Origin of the sequence: Lysobacter hankyongensis (assembly GCF_039543145.1) — a bacterium.
Taxonomy (GTDB): Bacteria; Pseudomonadota; Gammaproteobacteria; order Xanthomonadales; family Xanthomonadaceae; genus Lysobacter_I; species Lysobacter_I hankyongensis.
Genome location: NZ_BAABJE010000030.1, coordinates 1 through 18,907 on the forward strand (window position 1 = coordinate 1; position 18,907 = coordinate 18,907).

An 18,907-nucleotide genomic window follows, 5' to 3' on the forward strand; every position below is an offset into this window, starting at 1 on the left:
CTTGGTCTGTCGAGGGTAGAGAACTCACCTGCCGATCGGCTACATGATTCGTCTCAGGTCATCTGCCGGCCCGTCAAGGGTCGGCTTAACTCAGGCGTTAGGCCTTGCCGCACATGGATATGAAAGAGATCATCCCTATAATCGGAAACGCCACTACGGGCGTCTTTGCTCTGCTTGCAGCCTACTTTGCATGGCGCCTGAAGCGCGGCACAGATGATCGTGATCGAAAAACAGCTTTGGCAGTTGAGCGCCGCAAAGACCTGCAAGAACTATTCTCCGAAGTATTCGCTCATTTGGAGCAGGCCATTCAACGCGGTCAACGGCTTGAGAGTTTTGACCTGACACTAGAATTGAGTCGCGTCAACGCAAAGATACGGTTAATTGCTTCCGAAGAAGTGAACTTGGCCTATGACGATGCCGCCGACAAACTTCACGAATGGTCCCTCTTGCACGTCAAGGCGTCTCCTCGTCAAGTGAAAGTTGGCGAAAGCACCATCGCCATCATTCAGGCCCCCGATCCAACTGCAGCTTTCAAAAAACCTGCGGCAGAAGCGTATGAAGCCCTTCAGGCATCACTCGACAATCTGCGTAAATGCATGAGGTCAGAAATTGAACGAGCAGGTTCTTAGAAATGCCATGAACACCCTGCAAAATGGCCTAACTGCAAAAACAGGGGTCAGAATAGAGTTTCCACCCGCAAGCTCATAGGGTGAACTCGTCGAGTAGCGGTAAGCGCAGCGAACCCCACCCATCGGCGACACCCGCGGCGAACTCCGAACGATGCATCGACGGCCGCCCGCATGCGGCCGTTTCGTTTTCCTGCGACATGCGGACGCGGCGAGTGAGTGGGGGTTGCTGCGCTCACCGCCATCCTGCGCGGCTGGCCGCCATGGTCTGCGAATGGTGGTTCCGCGGCCTGCCATATGGCCGCAGTCGTCGGTCGCTGTTGCCGGCGGCCGAGGTCACGCCATCTCCACCCGGGCACCGATCCGCGCAGCGGCGGGCTGGCCGCCGGGCATCCCGAATTCCGTATTTCCCCGGGGATCCGTACACTGACGGAAAGGTCGCTCGACCGGGGAATGCAAGATGACGCTGTTGAACGTGCTGATCGTGGCGGTGGCCACGCTGATCGGGTTGATCCTGTTGCTGTGGCTGCTGTTGCGCTACGCGCTGCCGTGGTGGCTGGCGCGCAAGATCGCCGCGATGGCGAATCTGCCGCAGACCGGGATCGCCGCGCGCATCACCCTGGAGCCGAACGTGCAGCCCTGGCAGCAGCCGGGCACCGCCGGCCTGATCGAAGCGATGCTGGTCGCCGGTTTCGCCGAAGTCGGCCGCTACTCGGTGCCGGAAATGCAGGGCATGCAGCTGTGGACGGGCACCCACCCGCAGGACGGCACCGCCGCCGCGGTCTACGATCACAAGCTGATGCCGTCGTTCTTCGACGTGGTGCGGGTGTACGAGGACTACCGCACCTGCACCGTCACCACCAATCCCATCCACGATCCGGACAACGTGCCGCCGGGCAGCCGCTGCATCGCCGATCCCGCGCTGGCGCCGGCCGATGCCTTCGCCGCGCTGCGCGCGCAGCCGCTCGACGGCGACGCGCTATGGGTGGACGCGTTGAATTTCGCGCCGGTGTTCATCGAGCTTTACGCGCGTTCGATCGATCACATCCTGGCGAAGCAAATGCCGGACGCCGAGAAGATGCGCCGCGTCGGCGAGCGCGTTTCGGAAGCCACCGGGCAGGCGGTGCCGCAGCTGGACGAGCGCCAGATGCAGATGGCGGTGGACATGGAGCGCGCCAGCCGTCTGTCCGCGTTGCAGGAGGCGATCATCGATCGTTTCCTGCAGTCGGGGCAGGTCGACGCGCGCGAGTGGGAGCGGGTGCGCGACCGGGTGATGGTCGTCCACGATCTGCTCAGTCGCGAGGACGCCGCCGATCTGGCGCGCACCGCCGCCGACTGGGAACTCTCGCAGCCGGTGGTCGACGAAGTCGTGGCCGAAGGCCTGTCGCCGCTGGATACCTTCGAGAAGATCGCCTCGGTGTTGCCCGAACATCAGCGCCTGCGCCTGCTCGGCGAGGTCGATCACCCGCTGTACGCGCAGATCTACGTCGGGATGGCCTGAGCCGAGCCTGCGCCGGCGTCAGGCCCCGGCGCAGGCAAGCGCCTGCAATTTCAGCGTGGTCGCCCAGTTGCGCGCGGTGACGCGGTCGCGGAATTTCGATCCGCCCAGGGCCTCGCCGATGCGGCTCTCGAGGATGCCGTCGGGACACCACAGATAACAGGCGTGCGCGCCGAGCGCGAAGGCTTCGTCCGGGAATTCGCGCCGCAGCGCTTCGAATGGTGCGCGGTCGGCGCCGTCGAGGTAGAAACCGACCAGCATCCGCGAGGGATCGTCGATGCGGTCCGCGAACGGATTGTCGGCGATCGCCGCGTCCAGCGTGGTCGCCTTGAGCACCAATGTGTTCGCCGCGACGCCGGTGCGTTCGACCAGCGCCGCGCCGATGCGCGCCGCATGAGCCGAGGGCGCGCCGCGCGCCGCATCGAACACCACGTTGCCGCTGTTGAGCAGGGTTCGCACGTCCGAGAAACCGAGGTCCTCGAACATCGCCTTCAGCTCGGCCATCGCGATGCGCTTGGCCTTGCCGACGTTGATGCCGCGGAACAAGGCGATGTGGGTCGACATTTCAGACTTCAAGCGTGGCGAGGTCGCCCTTCGCCTCCAGCCACGTCTTCCGATCGCCCGCGCGCTTCTTCGCCAGCAGCATGTCCATCAGCGCATGGGTCTCCGTTCCGCCATCGACGGTCAACTGCACCAGTCGACGTGTGTCCGGATGGATCGCCGATTCACGCAACTGCATCGGGTTCATTTCGCCGAGACCCTTGAAGCGGGTGACGTTGACCTGTCCCTTGATCTTCTCGCGTTCGATCCTTTCCAGCAGCAGCCGCTTCTCTTCCTCGTCCAGCGCGTAGAACACCTGCTTGCCCACGTCGACGCGGAACAACGGCGGCATCGCCACGAAGATGTTGCCGGCGTTCACCAGCGCGGGGAAATGCTTCAGGAACAGCGCCGACAGCAGGGTCGCGATGTGCAGGCCGTCGGAGTCGGCGTCGGCGAGGATCACCACCTTGCCGTAGCGCAGGCCGCTGATGTCGTCCTTGCCCGGATCGCAGCCGATCGCGACCGCGAGGTCGTGCACTTCCTGCGACGCGAGCACGCTGCCGGAGGCGACTTCCCAGGTGTTGAGGATCTTGCCGCGCAGGGGCAGGATCGCCTGGAAATCCTTGTCGCGCGCCTGCTTCGCCGAACCGCCGGCGGAGTCGCCTTCGACCAGGAAGAGCTCCGTGCGCGACAGGTCCTGACTGATGCAGTCGGCGAGCTTGCCGGGCAGGGCCGGCCCCTGGGTGACCTTCTTGCGGACGATCTGCTTTTCGGTCTTCAGGCGCGCGGCGGCGCGCTCGATCGCGAGCTGCGCGATCTTCTCGCCGAGTTCCGTATGCTGGTTGAGCCACAGCGAGAACGCGTCGTGCGCGGCGCTCTCGACGAAGGCCGCGGCCTGTCGCGACGACAGTCGTTCCTTGGTCTGGCCGCTGAACTGCGGGTCGGTCATCTTGATGCTGAGCACGAAGGCGACGCGGTCCCACACGTCTTCCGGCGCCAGCTTCACGCCGCGCGGCAGCAGGTTGCGGAAATCGCAGAACTCGCGCAACGCATCGGTGAAGCCGGTGCGCAGGCCGTTGACGTGGGTGCCGTGCTGCGCGGTCGGGATCAGATTGACGTAACTTTCCTGCACCAGCTCGCCGTCCGGCACCCAGGCCGCGGCCCAGTCGACGACTTCGGAATCCTTCTTCAGCTGGCCGACGAACAGTTCCGGCGGCAGGACTTCGGTCGCGCCGAGCGCGCCCTTCAGGTAATCGCGCAGGCCGTCTTCGTAGTACCACTGGTCTTTCTCGCCGGTCGCGGCGTCCAGCAGGGTGACGGTCAGGCCGGGGCAGAGCACGGCCTTGGCGCGCAGCAGATGGCGCAGATGGCGGATCACGAATTTCGACGAATCGAAATATTTGCCGTCCGGCCAGAACCGGATCCGGGTGCCGGTGTTCTTCTTCCCGACCGTGCCCACGACTTCCAGCGGCGTGGCGCGGTCGCCATCGCGGAAGGTCATGCGGTATTCGTTGCCGTCGCGTTTGATGTGCACTTCCACCAGCTTCGACAGCGCGTTCACCACGCTGACGCCGACGCCATGCAGGCCGCCGCTGAAGGTGTAGTTCTTGTTGCTGAACTTGCCGCCCGCGTGCAGGCGGGTGAGGATCAACTCGACGCCCGGGATCTTCTCTTCCGGATGGATGTCCACCGGCATGCCGCGACCATCGTCGGAGACTTCGCAGCTGCCGTCGGCGTGCAGCACCACGTCGATGCCCTTGGCGTGGCCGGCGAGGGCTTCGTCGACGGCGTTGTCGATCACCTCCTGCGCCAGATGGTTCGGGCGCGAGGTGTCGGTATACATGCCCGGCCGGCGTTTGACCGGATCCAGGCCCGACAGGACTTCGATGTCTGCAGCGTTGTAGCGTGAGCTCATGCGTGGGCGTCGATTGGCGTGTGGGAGTGGCGGAAGCGCGATGCCGGCTCAGGGACAGTCGGCGGGGCGGATGCGGGCCGAAGCGAGCATCTTGCCCGAACCGTCGCGAAGTTCCTTGAGCACGTCGATGCGATGCTGGACGAGCATCGCCCGTTCCTTGACCAGCTCGCGGCAGGCATCGGAGACCAGCGCCGTTTCCAGGGTGCGGACTTCGTCCGCGGTCAGCGGGCCGGGCGGCAGGGTGGTGGTCGAGGTGGTGAACACCAGCGTATTGCCCTGCGCGGAAATGCGTTCGAGCCTGAAGCCGTCGCCGAGATCGCGGGGCATCTGGACCCGGCGATTCATTTCGGTCGCCAGCGCCTGGGCGGTGATCGGTGTGCCGGGCCGCCCGATGAGCCACGCGAGACCGATCACCACCAGCAGGCCCAGCACGAGCCACAGCGGATGGAACGAGGCGGCGGGCGGGTGCGGGCTGGCGGTCTTGCGGACGTTCATGCGGGCATCGTCTGGCGGCGGGGCGGATCGCGTGCCACGGGCGTGCATGGGCCCGCGGCTGAAGGCGGCGAGCTTGGCGGCCCGGCCGTGCGGGGTCAAGCCGTTCAGTCTGCGGCCGGCGGGGTGGCCGGATTCATGCCGCAGTGTGTTCCGCGCCGGTATGGTGCCCGGGACCGCGAAGAACCCGCCGATCCTCCGGCGCATGCGGCCAATCCCGACCATGAAGAGTTTCCGCCGCCCCGCTTTCGTCCTGGTGCCGCTGGCGCTGGCGGCCGCGCTGCTGGCAGTCGTCGGCAGCGTCGCCGCACAGTCCAACACCGGCAGCCCGCCCGCCAAAACCAACAACGATGAGGCCGACAAGGCCAAGGCCGAGGCCGACAAGCGCCAGGCCGATGACGCCGCCCGCGCCGAGGCCGCCCGCAAGGCCGAGGCCCGCAAGCCGAAGCGCGACCAGAACGGGGATCGCAAGCACCCCGAGCGCGAGCTGGAGGAAGAAGAGGACATCTGAGCCCGACCACCCGCTCCGCCTTCCACGCCCCGGATTCCGGGGCGTTTTTTCTTTCCCGGAAAATCAATCGCTTGCGTCGTCGGGGTCGCCGCGACCATCGCTTCCCGGTAGACTGTGGCTTTCCAGCGACCCGCTGCCGCCATGAACCCCCCCAGCTCCGCGACACCCCTCGTCTTCGTCACCGGCGGCGTGGTGTCCTCACTTGGCAAAGGGATTGCCGCCGCCTCGCTCGCCGCCATCCTCGAAGCCCGCGGCCTGCGGGTGACGATGATGAAACTCGACCCCTACATCAACGTCGATCCGGGCACGATGAGCCCGTTCCAGCACGGCGAGGTGTACGTCACCGACGACGGCGCCGAGACCGATCTCGACCTCGGTCACTACGAGCGCTACGTCAATACCCGCCTGTCGGGCAAGAACTCGATCACCACCGGCAAGATCTACGAATCGGTGATCCGCAAGGAGCGCCGCGGCGATTATCTCGGCGCCACCGTGCAGGTGATTCCGCACATCACCGACGAGATCAAGCGCTGCATCGACGCCGCCACCGAGGGCTACGACGTGGCGCTGGTGGAGATCGGCGGCACCGTCGGCGACATCGAATCGCTGCCGTTCCTCGAAGCCATCCGCCAGATCCGTACCGAACGCGGCGCCGAGAAGGCGATGTTCATGCATCTGACCCTGGTGCCGTTCATCGCCGCGGCCGGCGAGCTCAAGACCAAGCCCACCCAGCACTCGGTGAAGGAACTGCGTTCGATCGGCATCCAGCCCGACGTGCTGCTGTGCCGCAGCGAACAACCGCTGCCCGACGGCGAGCGCCGCAAGATCGCGCTGTTCACCAACGTTTCCGAAAAGGCGGTGATCTCGGCGGTCGATCTGGACAACATCTACAAGATTCCGATGTGGCTGCATCAGCAGCAGCTCGATCAGATCGTGGTCGAACACCTGCACCTGCAGCACAAGGCCGCGGCGACCGCCGATCTGTCCGAGTGGGAAGCGGTGGTCGATGCCTCCGAACGGCCGATCGACGAAGTCACCATCGCCGTCGTCGGCAAGTACGTCGACCACAAGGATGCCTACAAGTCGGTGGCCGAGGCGCTGAAGCACGGCGGCCTGCGCCAGCGCAGCCGGGTGACGCTGAAGTGGCTGGAATCCGAGGACATCGAACGCGACGGCGCGGCCGTCACGCTGGCCGGGGTCGACGGCATCCTGGTGCCGGGCGGTTTCGGCGATCGCGGTTTCGAGGGCAAGGTGCTCACCGCGCAGTACGCACGCGAACACGGCATTCCCTATTTCGGCATCTGCTATGGCATGCAGGCGGCGGTGGTCGATTACGCGCGCCACAAGCTGGGCCTGACCGACGCCAACAGCACCGAGAACGACCGTCGCAGCCCGCATCCGGTGATCGGGCTGATCACCGAATGGCGCACCGCCACCGGTGAAGTGGAGCGTCGCAGCGAGAAGAGCGATCTCGGCGGCACCATGCGCCTGGGCCTGCAGGAGCAGCGGGTCAAGCCGGGCACGCTGGCGCACAGGCTCTACGGCAAGGACGTGGTCGGCGAGCGTCACCGCCACCGCTACGAATTCAACAATCGCTATCGCACCCAGCTCGAAGATGCCGGTCTGGTGATTTCGGCCAAATCGCTCGACGACCTGCTGGTGGAAATGATCGAACTGCCGCAGTCGCAGCATCCGTGGTTCCTGGCCTGTCAGGCGCACCCGGAATTCCTGTCCACGCCGCGTCACGGCCATCCGCTGTTCATCGGTTTCATCCGCGCCGCGCGCGAGCGGAAGGCCGGCGGCAAGCTGCTGAAGGAGGCGAGCGCGTGACGACTGCGGCGACGCCGGGGAGCGCAGGGCGGTGAGCGACGCGACGGTCTCGGCCGTGATGGCGCTGTCGTTCGTGACGCTGCTGGCGATCGCGATCGCCCTGCTGTTCTTCGTCGCCGTGGCCGCCACCGTCAGCGCCACCGGTCTCGCGCGCGAACGGGGTCGCGAGCGCTTCGCGGTGCTGGCGATGGTGGTGCCGGTGATCGGCTGGTTCTATCTCATCCGTCATGGCCGGTCGACGCGCTGGCTGCTGCGTTATCTGCTGATCGGTCTCGGCGCGCTCGCCGGCGCCGCGCTGCTGTCCTATTCCATCTTGCAACGGGGGCCTGTCGCACAATGAAACTCTGCGGTTTCGACGTCGGTCTCGACCGGCCTTTTTTCCTGATCGCCGGCCCCTGCGTGATCGAGTCCGAGCAGTTGCAGCTCGATGTCGCCGGGCAGCTGAAGGAGATCACGTCCGCGCTCGGCATTCCCTTCATTTTCAAGTCCAGTTTCGACAAGGCCAACCGCACCTCGGGCACCAGTTTCCGCGGCCCGGGCATGGAGGAAGGTCTGCGCGTGCTGGCGGAAGTGAAGCGCCAGATCGGCGTGCCGGTGCTCACCGACGTGCACGAATACACGCCGATGGACGAAGTGGCGAGCGTGGTCGACGTGCTGCAGACGCCGGCGTTCCTGGTGCGCCAGACCGACTTCATCCGGAAGGTCTGCGCTGCCGGCAAGCCGGTGAACATCAAGAAGGGTCAGTTCCTCTCGCCCTGGGACATGAAGCCGGTGGTCGAGAAGGCGAAGTCGACCGGCAACCACGACATCATGGTCTGCGAACGCGGCGCCAGCTTCGGTTACAACAACCTGGTCAGCGACATGCGCAGCCTCGCGGTGATGCGCGACACCGGTTGCCCGGTGGTGTTCGACGCCACCCATTCGGTGCAGTTGCCGGGCGGGCAGGGCAGCAGCAGCGGCGGCCAGCGCGAATTCGTGCCGGTGTTGGCGCGCGCGGCCACCGCCGTCGGCATTGCCGGCCTGTTCATGGAAACCCATCCCGATCCGGCCAAGGCGCTGAGCGACGGCCCCAATGCGTGGCCGCTGCCGAAAATGCGCGCGCTGCTGGAAACGCTGCAGGCGCTGGATGCGGTGACCAAGCGCAATGGATTCCTCGAAGCCGATGTCTGAGCCCGGTGCGGTATCGCATGCCACATCCGCGGCGCGCGCAGGCCGTCGTCGCCTTGGACCGATGGCGGCGGTTCCGGTCGTCGCGCTGATCCTGTCCGCCTGCGGCGATCAGGCGCCCCCGGAAGAGTTCCGGACGGCGGTCGAACCCCGGCGCGTCGTCGGCGCCGAAGAACAGACGTTCCGCGATGCGGTGATCGCGTCGGTCACGACCGTCGATCCGGAGTTGGCCTCGCAGACCCGCATCTACTATCGCGCCATGGATGCCGGCGAGCAGTCGCGCGCGGTGCGCGATGCCGGCGGTCTCGATCACGTCCGCTCCGAGCTGCGCGCGGCCGAGCTGTATCACTACGCGCACAAGCTGGACGTCTGCGTGGCCGATGTCTTCGACACCCGCAGCCAGCGCGGCGCGGTGCGCCTGATCGAACGCCTCGCCGCCGGCAGGCACGGCGCGGCCCTCATCGCCGACGCGAAGCGCTACGATCCCGATGGCTACGCCTTCGATCTGACCGGGTACGGCGATCGCCCCAGCCAACCGCAGCGGGTGGCCGCCGCCTACGACACGCTGTCCGTGCATTGGCGCACCATCGGTACCAAGCAGGGCAGCGATGAGGCGGTCAAGGTGTTCGCCGAAACCATGCTGCACATGGCCGCGGTCAGCGACGGCAAGTGCGTTCCCGATCCGAAGCTGCACGTTCTCCTCGACACCAGCGCACGATCATGACGCTTCGAATCCACGGCCATGTCGCTGGCGATGCCGTTTCGCATCCGCATCGGGAGAACGCGCCACGAGCACGGTTTCCATGATTCATGCCCGCGCGATTTCGGTGTTCCTTCGGTCGATGCTGTTGCTGGCGATCCTCACTGCATCTGCCCTGACGGCGGCGTACGCTTCCGCATCGGAGAAGGGTGGGGTCGAATCTTCGATGCCAGCGGCGGGACGCGAAACGAAAATACCGGATTTCTTGATCCAGCTGGATGCGCAGGAGCGATTCGAGCAGTGCGTGACGGCCGCATTCAAGGCCGGCGATATCGGTGAAAACGACGCGCTCGAAGCGGTGATCGCGAAAGGCAAGGTGGCCCCGCTGTATGCGGATCTCCAGAAGGACTGGACGCTTCAGTCGCTGCGGGAGATGGGAATCGATCCCGAGGCCGATCTCGATGATCGGGGCAGGCTCAAGGCGGTCACGGCTGCGATCGCTCGTCCTGTCGATGACCTGGCTTTTGCGATGACCGGACCTCGGCTGTCTGCAAGGCTGCGTATCGCGCAAATCGAAGCTCTCGGCATCACATCGTGCGAAGTGCCTGCGCATCTTCTGCCGGGTGGGGACCCGGAGCGCGACTGGATGATGGCCAATACGGCGTTGCTGGACGAAATGACCGGATTCACCAACGCGTTCGTCGAGTGCGTCGACGACGAAATGGCCGAGGACGAGAGTATCGATCGGGAGTCGCTGAGCAAAGCGATTCCGGCGGATGTGCAGGCCGCCATTCGCGCGCATGTCGTATCCAGTCTGAGCGCGGATGGATTGTTGCAAGACGGAGATCGGGAAGGAATCGAGTCCGCCAGGACGATCGACGAAGTGTTTGTGGTCTACAAGTTGCTGATGGGAACGGCCATGGACATGCGCCATATCGGAAAGATGGTGTTATACGACAAGTACTATCAGAATCGCTATCTCAAGCTGGGTTGCGATTTCAAGCCCAGTGCCCGCTTGCGCGAACACCTCGGCCTTCCCGAAGAGCATTGAAGCCTGCACGATTACCTCAATCCATCCGCTCGAAAATCCATGACCGCCATCACCCGCATCCACGCCCGCGAAATCCTCGACAGCCGCGGCAATCCCGCGCTCGAAGCCGAGGTCGCGCTCGCCGACGGCGGTTTCGGCCGCGCGGCGGTGCCTTCGGGCGTGTCCACGGGTGCCCGTGAAGCGGTCGAACTGCGCGACGGCAACAGGGCGCGTTATCTGGGCAAGGGCGTGCAGAAGGCGGTCGGCCACGTCAACGGCGCGATCGCCCAGGCGCTGACCGGTTTCGACGCCGCCGATCAGGCCGGCCTCGACCGGCGCCTGATCGATCTCGACGGCACCGAGAACAAGGGCCGGCTCGGCGCGAATGCGCTGCTCGGCGTGTCGATGGCCGCGGCACACGCGGTCGCCGCGTCGCGCAAACAGGCGCTGTGGCAGTACCTCGCCAACGGCCGCGACGTGTCGCTGCCTGTGCCGATGATGAACATCATCAACGGCGGCGCGCATGCCGACAACAACGTCGACCTGCAGGAATTCATGGTCCTGCCGGTCGGGTTCGATTCGTTCTCCGAGGCGCTGCGCTGCGGCGCCGAAATCTTCCACGCGCTGAAGTCGGTGCTGAAGGGCAAGGGCCTGAGCACGGCGGTCGGCGACGAGGGCGGCTTCGCTCCCGACCTGCGCAGCAATGCCGAAGCGCTGGACGCGATCATCGAAGCCATCGGCAAGGCCGGCTACCGTGCCGGCGAGGACGTGCTGCTCGCGGTGGATGTCGCGTCCAGCGAATTCTTCGAGAACGGCAAGTACAACCTCACCGGCGAAGGCAAGCGTCTCACCGGCGATCAGTTCGTCGACGTGCTTGCCGACTGGTGCCGCGAGTATCCGATCGTCAGTATCGAGGATGGCATGGCCGAACACGACGCCGCGGGCTGGAAGCAGTTGACCGATCGGCTCGGTACCAAGGTCCAGCTGGTCGGCGACGATCTGTTCGTCACCCATCCGAAGATCTTCCGCGAGGGCATCGACCAGGGCGTGGCCAACGCGATCCTGATCAAGCTCAACCAGGTCGGCACGCTCACCGAAACCCTGGAGGCCATCGCGATGGCCGACGCGGCGAAGTACGCGGCGATCCTGTCGCATCGTTCGGGCGAAACCGAGGACACCACCATCGCCGACATCGCGGTCGCGACCACCGCCACCCAGATCAAGACCGGCTCGCTGTGCCGCAGCGACCGCGTCGCGAAGTACAACCAGCTGCTGCGCATCGAACAGGCGCTGGGCGCGTCGGCGAAATACGCCGGCCGCGACGCGTTCGTCTCGTTGCACGGGGGCTGATGTCGAAACGATGACCCAAGGTCTCCGCCCGCTCCGCATCCTCGCGCTGCTGATGCTCGTGCTGCTGGCATGGCTGCAGTATCGGCTGTGGTTCGGCGAAGGCGGCGCGTCCGCCACCGGCGCGCTGCAGACCAAGGTCGAGCGGCAGGCGGTCGAGAACCGCGGGCTGCGCCAGCGCAACGACCAGCTTGCGGCGGAAGTCGAAAACCTCAAGTCCGGCGAAGCCGCGGCCGAAGAGCGCGCGCGCAGCGAACTGGGCATGATCAAGCCCGGCGAGACCTTCTATCGCGTGGTCGAACCGCCGGCACCGGTCGATGCGGCCGTCGACGCCGCCGTCGATGGGGGCGAGTCGCCATGATCTGGGCGGTGGTGCCCGCGGCCGGGCGCGGCGCCCGCTTCGGCGGCGAACTGCCCAAGCAATATCTCGACGTGGGCGGGCGGCCGCTGATCGCCTATACCCTCGATGCGCTGCTGTCGCATCCGTCGGTCCATGGCGTGATGGTGGTGATCGCGGAGAACGACCGTTTCTGGCGCGGCATGGATGCGGTGGCCGGCAAACCCGTGCTGACCTGCAGCGGCGGCGCCGAGCGCGCCGATTCGGTGCTGGCCGGGCTGAACGCCTTGCCCGACGACGTGCGCGCCGACGAATTCGTGCTGGTCCACGATGCCGCGCGGCCGAATCTCGCGCATGCCGATCTGGATCGCCTGCTCGACCTGGGCTGCGGCGACCCGGTGGGGGCGATCCTCGCCGCGCCGGTGCGCGACACCCTCAAACGCGCCGGCGACGACGGCGGCATCGACCGCACCGAGCCGCGCGAACGTCTCTGGCGCGCGTACACGCCGCAGTTGTTCCGGCGGATGCAGCTGAGCCGCGCGCTCGCCGCCGCGCAGGCCGCGGGCGTGGCCATCACCGACGAATCGATGGCGATGGAACGGCAGGGCCTGCGACCGCTGCTGGTGGAAGGCCGCGAGGACAATTTCAAGATCACCACGCCGGCCGATCTGGCGCGGTTCGAGTTCGTGCTTTCGCAACGCCATCGTTGATGCCGCGACGACGCAAGGGAGAATGATGAAGACTGTGATGTTGACGGCGATGCTGTCGCTGGCCGTGCTGGACGTGCCGGCCTCGATGGCGTCCGCCCCCGTATCCGCCGCGCAGCCGCAGGCCGCGACGCCCGCGCCGGCGCGTGTCGCGCCGGCGGCGCCGAAGGTCGCGCCGACCCTCCGCGCGCAGGACGCGCTGACGAAATGCCTGGTCGAATCCGCTTCGCCCGAAGACAGGCGCGTCCTGGTGAAATGGGTGTTCGCGGTCATCGCCCAACATCCCGACATCGCCTCGATGACGCAGATCGATGCCGCGCAGCGTCTGGTCATCGATCGGGCCGCGGCCGGCGTGTTCGAGAAGCTGCTCGCCGAACAATGCGCGGCGCCGCTGCGCGCCGCGGTGAAGCAATCCGGCACCGATGCGATCGGCAGGAGTTTCCAGGCGCTGGGCACGTCCGCCGCCACCGACATGCTGCAGAACCCGCAGGTCATGTCCAGCGGCGCCGGCCTGCTGAAGCACCTCGACATGCAGCGCCTCCTGATCGCGCTGATCGCGCCATGACCGCCGAGATCCGCATCGGCCAGGGTTTCGACGTCCACGCCTTCGGCGACGGCGATCACGTGATGCTCGGTGGCGTGCGCGTGCCGCACGATCGCGGCATCGTCGCCCACAGCGACGGCGACGTGGCCCTGCATGCGTTGTGCGATGCGCTGCTGGGCGCGCTGGCGCTTGGCGATATCGGCACCCATTTCCCCCCGAGCGATCCGCAGTGGAAGGGTGCCGACAGCCGTGCGTTCCTGCGCCACTGCGATCGCCTCATCCGCGAATTGGGCTGGAAGGCGGGCAACGTCGACCTCACCGTGATCTGCGAGCGGCCAAAGGTCGGGCCGCATGCCGAAGCGATGCGGCACGCAATCGCACAGGATCTCGGCATCGCCCTGGATGCGGTGAGCGTGAAGGCCACCACCACCGAGAAGCTCGGCTTCACCGGCCGCGGCGAAGGCATCGCCGCGCAGGCCGTCTGCCTGCTGGTCCACGCGTGAGCGACACCGCGTCGGCGCGCGCCCACGGCGAGGCGGTGCTGTCCGCGCGCATCCGCAGCGCGCCGGAGGATTTCGTCGTCGACGAGATCGATGCGTTCGAGGCCAGCGGCGCCGGCGAGCATCTGCTGCTGACGATCGAGAAGCGCGGCATGAACACCGCGTTCGCCGCGAAGCGGATCGCGCAATGGGCGGGCGTCGCGGAATCGGCGATCGGCTATGCCGGGCTGAAGGACCGTCACGCGCTGACCCGTCAGCGCTTCAGCGTCTGGATTCCGAAGAAGATCGCACCCGACATCGCGGCGCTGCAATCGGACGATCTGCGCGTGCTCGCCCATGCATGGCACGCGCGCAAACTCCCGCGCGGCGCGCTGGCCGGCAATCGCTTCGCGCTGACCCTGCGCGGGATCGTCGGCGATGCCGGCGTCATCGACGAACGCCTGCGCGCGATCGCCGCGCGCGGCGTGCCGAACTATTTCGGCGAGCAGCGCTTCGGCCGCGGCGGCGACAACGTCGCCAAGGCGCTGTCGATGTTCGCCGGTCGCCGCGTGCCGCGCGAGGAGCGTACGCATCTGCTCTCGGCCGCGCGTTCGGAACTGTTCAACCGGGTGCTGGCCGAACGCGTGCGCCGCGGCGACTGGGACCGCGGCCTCGACGGCGAGGTCTGGATGCTCGACGGCAGCCGCAGCGTCTTCGGCCCGGAGCCCTGGAACGACACGCTGGCCGAGCGTCTGGCGCGTTTCGACATCCATCCCAGCGGGCCGCTGTGGGGACGCGGCGAATTGCGCAGCCAGGGCGAAGCGCGCGCGCTCGAGCTCGCGGTGCTGGACGATAGCGGGCCGCAGGCCCTGCGCGCCGGTCTGGAGCGCGCCGGCCTGGAGCAGGAGCGGCGCGCGCTGCGCCTGCGGCCGCAGGCGTTGGCCTGGGAGTGGCGGGAGGCGGATGCGCTGCGCCTGCGGTTCGAGCTGCCGGCGGGCTGTTACGCCACCACCGTGCTTGCCGAGCTGGGCGAGGTCGTGGACGCGGCCTACGGCTGAATGCGTCCGGCCTGTGCCGTTCGTCGGAAACGCAGGACGCGCACAGCCGTCGGCGCTGCGCAGGCGTATAAGCCGGGGTGAGCGCCCTGCGGTCGCCGGGCGCGCGTGAACCGCCGTCGCTCCGGAGGTTTCAGATGAACGCAAGACGTTTCCTGCCGCTCGTGTTGGCCATCGCCACCGTGTTCCTGCCGGGGTGCAGGACCATGGACGAATCCGCCGTGGCGCCGCCGCCCGCCCGCATCCAGACCGCTCCGGCGCAGGTCGCCACCACCTATCAGCCGCGCATCGAAGAGGATGCGCGCTACGTGGCCTACGTCGAGAACATGGCCCGCCGCCGCGGCATCATCGTGCGCTGGGTCAACAAGCCGGTGAAGCGGCACGTCGACGTGCCGACCGATCGCGACTGACCACGCGCGACCGATCACGCGGGATCCGTGCCCCGATCCTGCGGGATCGGTCGGCGCTCAGCGGTCGGTGATCAGCACCAGCACCGCGCCGGTGCCGCCTGCGGCCGCCGGCGCGGAATGGAACGCCAGCACATCGCTGCGCTGGCGCAGGATGCGGTCGACCAGATTCTTGATCGTCGGCACCCCGTCCGGCGAGTTCAGGCCCTTGCCGTGGATCACGCGCACGCAGCCGGCGCCGGCCTCCCGCGCCTCCTTCATGAACCGTCGCAGCAGGACCTCGGCGGTCGCCGCGTCGACGTGATGCAGGTCCAGTTCGTCCTGCGCGGCGTAGTGGCCGCGCGCCAGCCGCTGCAGCACCCGCTGCGGGACTTCGTCGCGGCGGTAGCTCAGGGTGTCGCCGGCCAGCAGCGGGTTGGCGTCCAGCATGCGCCGGAACTCGCTGCGGGCATCGTCTTCGTCGAGATCGCGCATCCGCGCGGCCGGCTTCGGCCTGGGTTTCTGCGGCCCGGTGTCCGCCGCCGGCAGTTCGCGCACCGGGCCGATCGCGGCGCGGAACAGCGCGGCGTCGTCGTCCTCGGGCAGGGGCGCTGCAGGCGGGTCTTTGCGCGGTTTCATCGTCGTCGAGGTTAGCAGGGCGAGCGGGCGCGGCGCATGCGTGCGCGAGCAGGTCCGATGCATCCGGTATCATTCGGGGCATCTCCCTCCGATGGCGACGATTCCGACTCCATGCGCATCCTGGTCAGCAACGACGACGGCGTCGACGCCCCCGGCATCCGCGTCCTCGCCGCAGGTTTGCGTGCGGCCGGGCACGAGGTGCTGGTGGTGGCGCCCGACCGCGACCGTTCAGGCGCCAGCAACTCGCTGACCCTGGACATGCCGATCCGGGTCATCCGTCAGGACGAGACCACCTGGCGCGTCCACGGCACGCCCACCGACTGCGTCCACGTCGCCATCACCGGCATGCTCGAACACGAGCCGGACATCGTGGTCTCCGGGATCAACAACACCGCCAACCTCGGCGACGATGTGATCTATTCCGGCACCGTCGCCGCGGCGATGGAAGGCCGCTTCCTGGGCCTGCCCGCGGTGGCGGTGTCGCTGGTCACCGCCGATCACAAGGGCCTGCACTACGAAACCGCAGCGCGCGCCGCGGTGGAGATCGTCGCCCGATTGCGCGCCGACCCGCTGCCGGCCGATACCATCCTCAACGTCAACGTGCCCGACCTGCCGTGGGCGGAGATCCGCGGTTTCGAGGTGACCCGCCTCGGCAACCGCCACCGCGCCGAACCCTGCACGCCGCAGGAAGATCCGCGCGGCCGCACCTGGTGGTGGATCGGCGCAGCCGGTCCCGAGCAGGACGCCGGCCCGGGCACGGATTTCCACGCGGTGCGCACCGGTTTCATCTCGATCACTCCGATCCATGTCGATCTGACCCGCTACCAGGCGCTGGAACAGGTGGCGAGCTGGGTCGGCGGCCTCGCCGCCGGTCTGGAGAATGCCCAACACGATGCGCAGCAGGACACGCCGCGCGGCCCGGGAGCCCCGGCATGACCGCGCGCATGCGCCTGCAGCCGGAGGCCATCGGCATGGGCATGACCTCGCAGCGCGTGCGCGATCGCCTGATCGAGCGTCTCAGAGAGAAAGGCATCGTCGACGAGAACGTGCTCAACGCCATCCGCACCGTGCCGCGCCATCTGTTCGTGGACGAAGCGCTGGCCGCGCGCGCCTACGAGGACAACGCGCTGCCGATCGGCCACGGCCAGACGATTTCGCAGCCGTGGGTGGTCGCGCGCATGACCGAGGCGCTGTTCGAGGACGGCGCGCAGCCGAAGAAGGTGCTGGAAGTCGGCACCGGCTCCGGCTACCAGGCCGCGATCCTCGCCGCGCTGGGGCTGGAAGTGCATACCGTCGAGCGCATCGGCGACCTGCTGCGCACCGCGCGCAAGCGCTTCCGCACCCTCGGCCTGAACATCCGCAGCAAACACGACGACGGCCGCATCGGCTGGTCGGAGAACGGCCCGTTCGACGCCATCGTCGTCACCGCCGCGGCGCCGGCGCTGGTCGATGCGCTCACCGCGCAGCTCGCGCCCGGCGGCACGCTCATCGCCCCGGTCGGCGGCAGCGGCGGGCAATCGCTGGTGAAACTGCGCAAGGCCGCGGACGGCAGCATCGAACGCAGCGATCTCGCCGCGGTCGTGTTCGTGCCGCTGCTGTCGGGAGCGATCGACGGATGAGCGGACGCGCCGCATGAAGCTCTTCGCCCCGATGTACCAGCGCGCCATCGCCTGGTCGCGCCATCCGCACGCGCCGCGCCTGCTCGCCGGGTTGAGCTTCATCGAAGCGATCATCTTTCCGGTGCCGCCCGAGGCGATGCTGGCGCCGATGTCGCTGTCGCAACCGAAGCGCGCGCTGTGGTTCGCCACCCTCAGCCTCGCGGCCTCGATGGCCGGCGCGGTCGTCGGCTATCTGCTCGGCCATTACGCCTTCGAACTCATGAAGCCGGCGTTCGAAGCGCTGGGCATGATGGACGCCATCCAGCACGGCATCGACACCGTCCGCACGAAGATGGAAGAGTCGCCGTGGGCGGTGTTCTGGCTGCTGGTCGCCGGCGGTTTCGCGCCGATCCCGATGAAGGTCTTCACCTGGGCTTCGGGCGTGGTCGGCGTGCCGTGGGTGCCGTATCTCGCCGCGATGGCGATCGGTCGCGGCAAGCGCGTGTACCTGATCGCGATCGCGATCCGCCTCGGCGGCGAGCGCGCCGAACGCGCGCTGCAGCGCTACATCGAACCGATCGGCTGGGGCGCATCCGCGGTCCTGCTGGTCGCCGGCTGCTATCTCGGTTACCGGGCGTGGGCCGGATGAGCGGGCGTCGCGTTCCGGCGATGCGCGCGCTCGCGGCGCTGCTGATGCTGGCGCTGCTCGCGGCGTGCGCGCAGACCACCGTGGTGCGCACCGCGCCGCGCGGCAAGCCGCAGGCCGCGCGTCCGGTGTCGCCGCCGAAGCCCGGATCGACCGCGCTGGTGCGCAAGGGCGACACCGTCTACCGGATCGCCACGACGCACGGCGTCAGCCCGCTCGATCTGGCGATGTGGAACCGCATCCCGCCGCCGTACACCATCCATCCGGGCCAGCGCCTGCGGCTGACGCCGCCGGATGCGCGTCGCCCGGAACCGCCCCGACCCGCGGGACCGACGCCGCCGCGCGTCGCCGGCACCACACCCGCGTCGACGCCCCGCCCCCCGGCCGGCACGCGACCGCCGTCGACCACGACATCGCCCGCCACGACGCCGCCCGCGACCACGCCGCGACCGGTGCCGCCTCAACCCGTCCCGCCGCCGGCCGCCGCCGCGTTCGACTGGCGCTGGCCGGCCGATGGCGCGCTGGTCGGCCGCTTCGCCGCGGGCGATCCCACCCGCCAGGGCATCGACATCGCCGGCAAGAGCGGCGCTCCCGTGCGCGCCGCGGCCGACGGCGTGGTGGTGTATTCCGGCGCCGGGCTGGTCGGCTACGGCGAGCTGATCATCGTCAAGCACGACGAACAGTGGCTCTCGGCCTACGGCCACAACCGCGCGCGCCTGGTCAACGAAGGCCAGCGCGTGAAGGCCGGCGACCAGATCGCCGAGATGGGCCGCAGCGGCGCCTCGCGCGACATGCTGCATTTCGAAATACGTTTCAACGGCAAGCCGCAGGATCCGCTGCAGGCGCTGCCGAAGCGCTGA

Annotated in this window: 23 protein-coding genes; 19 read left to right on the top strand and 4 right to left on the bottom strand. The window is 67.7% G+C overall.

Going from position 1 to position 18,907, the window contains the following annotated elements; all coding sequences use genetic code 11:
• Positions 1-113 precede the first annotated feature (113 nt).
• Positions 114-629, top strand: coding sequence for an McrC family protein (locus ABD974_RS18175; protein ID WP_345304764.1), 516 nt, complete (start codon positions 114-116; stop codon positions 627-629).
• A gap of 457 nt (positions 630-1,086) precedes the next feature.
• On the top strand, positions 1,087-2,127 hold the full coding sequence (locus tag ABD974_RS18180; RefSeq protein ID WP_345304765.1) for a hypothetical protein: 1,041 nt from the start codon (positions 1,087-1,089) through the stop codon (positions 2,125-2,127).
• 18 nt (positions 2,128-2,145) lie between these two features.
• On the opposite strand, the gene ABD974_RS18185 is transcribed toward ABD974_RS18180, so the two are convergent.
• The 3 genes from ABD974_RS18185 to ABD974_RS18195 are packed head-to-tail and all read right to left on the bottom strand — an operon-like array spanning position 2,146 to position 5,074.
• Complete coding sequence (locus tag ABD974_RS18185) at positions 2,146-2,688, bottom strand: DUF1697 domain-containing protein (RefSeq protein ID WP_345304766.1); 543 nt, start codon at positions 2,686-2,688, stop codon at positions 2,146-2,148.
• 1 nt (position 2,689) lies between these two features.
• On the bottom strand, positions 2,690-4,579 hold the full coding sequence (parE, locus tag ABD974_RS18190; RefSeq protein WP_345304767.1) for a DNA topoisomerase IV subunit B: 1,890 nt from the start codon (positions 4,577-4,579) through the stop codon (positions 2,690-2,692).
• Positions 4,580-4,627: 48 nt separating this feature from the next.
• The gene (locus ABD974_RS18195) at positions 4,628-5,074 is read right to left on the bottom strand and encodes a hypothetical protein (protein WP_345304768.1); all 447 of its coding nucleotides are present in this window, start codon (positions 5,072-5,074) and stop codon (positions 4,628-4,630) included.
• A gap of 220 nt (positions 5,075-5,294) precedes the next feature.
• Here ABD974_RS18195 and ABD974_RS18200 point away from each other — a divergent pair, with 220 nt between their 5' ends.
• The 13 genes from ABD974_RS18200 (at position 5,295) to ABD974_RS18260 (ending at position 15,188) form a co-directional block, all read left to right on the top strand.
• Positions 5,295-5,582 (top strand): hypothetical protein, encoded by a 288-nt coding sequence (locus tag ABD974_RS18200; RefSeq protein WP_345304769.1) that lies wholly within the window; start codon positions 5,295-5,297, stop codon positions 5,580-5,582.
• Between the two features lie 141 nt (positions 5,583-5,723).
• Positions 5,724-7,412, top strand: a complete 1,689-nt coding sequence (pyrG, locus tag ABD974_RS18205) for a CTP synthase (RefSeq protein ID WP_345304770.1) — start codon at positions 5,724-5,726, stop codon at positions 7,410-7,412.
• Between the two features lie 31 nt (positions 7,413-7,443).
• Positions 7,444-7,752: a hypothetical protein gene (locus ABD974_RS18210; protein ID WP_345304771.1), complete on the top strand. Its 309-nt coding sequence runs from the start codon at positions 7,444-7,446 to the stop codon at positions 7,750-7,752.
• Entirely contained in the window at positions 7,749-8,582 is an 834-nt protein-coding gene (kdsA, locus tag ABD974_RS18215) for a 3-deoxy-8-phosphooctulonate synthase (protein ID WP_345304772.1), read from the top strand. Before ABD974_RS18210 ends, kdsA begins: the two co-directional genes overlap by 4 nt.
• A 61-nt stretch (positions 8,583-8,643) precedes the next feature.
• On the top strand, positions 8,644-9,303 hold the full coding sequence (locus ABD974_RS18220; RefSeq protein WP_345304773.1) for a hypothetical protein: 660 nt from the start codon (positions 8,644-8,646) through the stop codon (positions 9,301-9,303).
• Between the two features lie 79 nt (positions 9,304-9,382).
• Positions 9,383-10,330, top strand: coding sequence for a hypothetical protein (locus ABD974_RS18225; RefSeq protein WP_345304774.1), 948 nt, complete (start codon positions 9,383-9,385; stop codon positions 10,328-10,330).
• Positions 10,331-10,369: 39 nt separating this feature from the next.
• Positions 10,370-11,659 (top strand): phosphopyruvate hydratase, encoded by a 1,290-nt coding sequence (gene eno / locus ABD974_RS18230; protein WP_345304775.1) that lies wholly within the window; start codon positions 10,370-10,372, stop codon positions 11,657-11,659.
• Positions 11,660-11,669: 10 nt separating this feature from the next.
• On the top strand, positions 11,670-12,017 hold the full coding sequence (gene ftsB / locus ABD974_RS18235) for a cell division protein FtsB (protein WP_345304776.1): 348 nt from the start codon (positions 11,670-11,672) through the stop codon (positions 12,015-12,017).
• A complete protein-coding gene (ispD, locus tag ABD974_RS18240; protein ID WP_345304777.1) occupies positions 12,014-12,703 on the top strand; it encodes a 2-C-methyl-D-erythritol 4-phosphate cytidylyltransferase in 690 nt (229 codons plus the stop codon). The genes ftsB and ispD overlap by 4 nt, the downstream gene beginning before the upstream one ends.
• Positions 12,704-12,728: 25 nt before the next feature.
• On the top strand, positions 12,729-13,265 hold the full coding sequence (locus ABD974_RS18245) for a hypothetical protein (protein ID WP_345304778.1): 537 nt from the start codon (positions 12,729-12,731) through the stop codon (positions 13,263-13,265).
• The gene (gene ispF / locus ABD974_RS18250; protein WP_345304779.1) at positions 13,262-13,747 is read left to right on the top strand and encodes a 2-C-methyl-D-erythritol 2,4-cyclodiphosphate synthase; all 486 of its coding nucleotides are present in this window, start codon (positions 13,262-13,264) and stop codon (positions 13,745-13,747) included. Before ABD974_RS18245 ends, ispF begins: the two co-directional genes overlap by 4 nt.
• Entirely contained in the window at positions 13,744-14,781 is a 1,038-nt protein-coding gene (gene truD, locus ABD974_RS18255; RefSeq protein ID WP_345304780.1) for a tRNA pseudouridine(13) synthase TruD, read from the top strand. The genes ispF and truD overlap by 4 nt, the downstream gene beginning before the upstream one ends.
• A gap of 134 nt (positions 14,782-14,915) precedes the next feature.
• On the top strand, positions 14,916-15,188 hold the full coding sequence (locus ABD974_RS18260) for a hypothetical protein (protein WP_345304781.1): 273 nt from the start codon (positions 14,916-14,918) through the stop codon (positions 15,186-15,188).
• Positions 15,189-15,245: 57 nt separating this feature from the next.
• Here the strand turns inward: ABD974_RS18260 and ABD974_RS18265 are convergent, their stop codons facing one another.
• Positions 15,246-15,803 carry a Smr/MutS family protein gene (locus ABD974_RS18265; RefSeq protein WP_345304782.1) on the bottom strand — a complete coding sequence of 186 codons (558 nt, stop codon included), beginning with the start codon at positions 15,801-15,803 and terminating at the stop codon, positions 15,246-15,248.
• Positions 15,804-15,914: 111 nt separating this feature from the next.
• On the opposite strand from ABD974_RS18265, the gene surE reads away from it, so the two are divergent.
• From surE to ABD974_RS18285, 4 genes are read left to right on the top strand one after another with little or no spacing between them, the layout of a single operon-like run.
• A complete protein-coding gene (gene surE, locus ABD974_RS18270; RefSeq protein WP_345304783.1) occupies positions 15,915-16,739 on the top strand; it encodes a 5'/3'-nucleotidase SurE in 825 nt (274 codons plus the stop codon).
• Complete coding sequence (locus ABD974_RS18275) at positions 16,736-17,422, top strand: protein-L-isoaspartate(D-aspartate) O-methyltransferase (RefSeq protein ID WP_345304784.1); 687 nt, start codon at positions 16,736-16,738, stop codon at positions 17,420-17,422. Before surE ends, ABD974_RS18275 begins: the two co-directional genes overlap by 4 nt.
• A 13-nt stretch (positions 17,423-17,435) precedes the next feature.
• The gene (locus ABD974_RS18280; RefSeq protein ID WP_345304785.1) at positions 17,436-18,050 is read left to right on the top strand and encodes a YqaA family protein; all 615 of its coding nucleotides are present in this window, start codon (positions 17,436-17,438) and stop codon (positions 18,048-18,050) included.
• The gene (locus ABD974_RS18285) at positions 18,047-18,907 is read left to right on the top strand and encodes a peptidoglycan DD-metalloendopeptidase family protein (RefSeq protein ID WP_345304786.1); all 861 of its coding nucleotides are present in this window, start codon (positions 18,047-18,049) and stop codon (positions 18,905-18,907) included. The genes ABD974_RS18280 and ABD974_RS18285 overlap by 4 nt, the downstream gene beginning before the upstream one ends.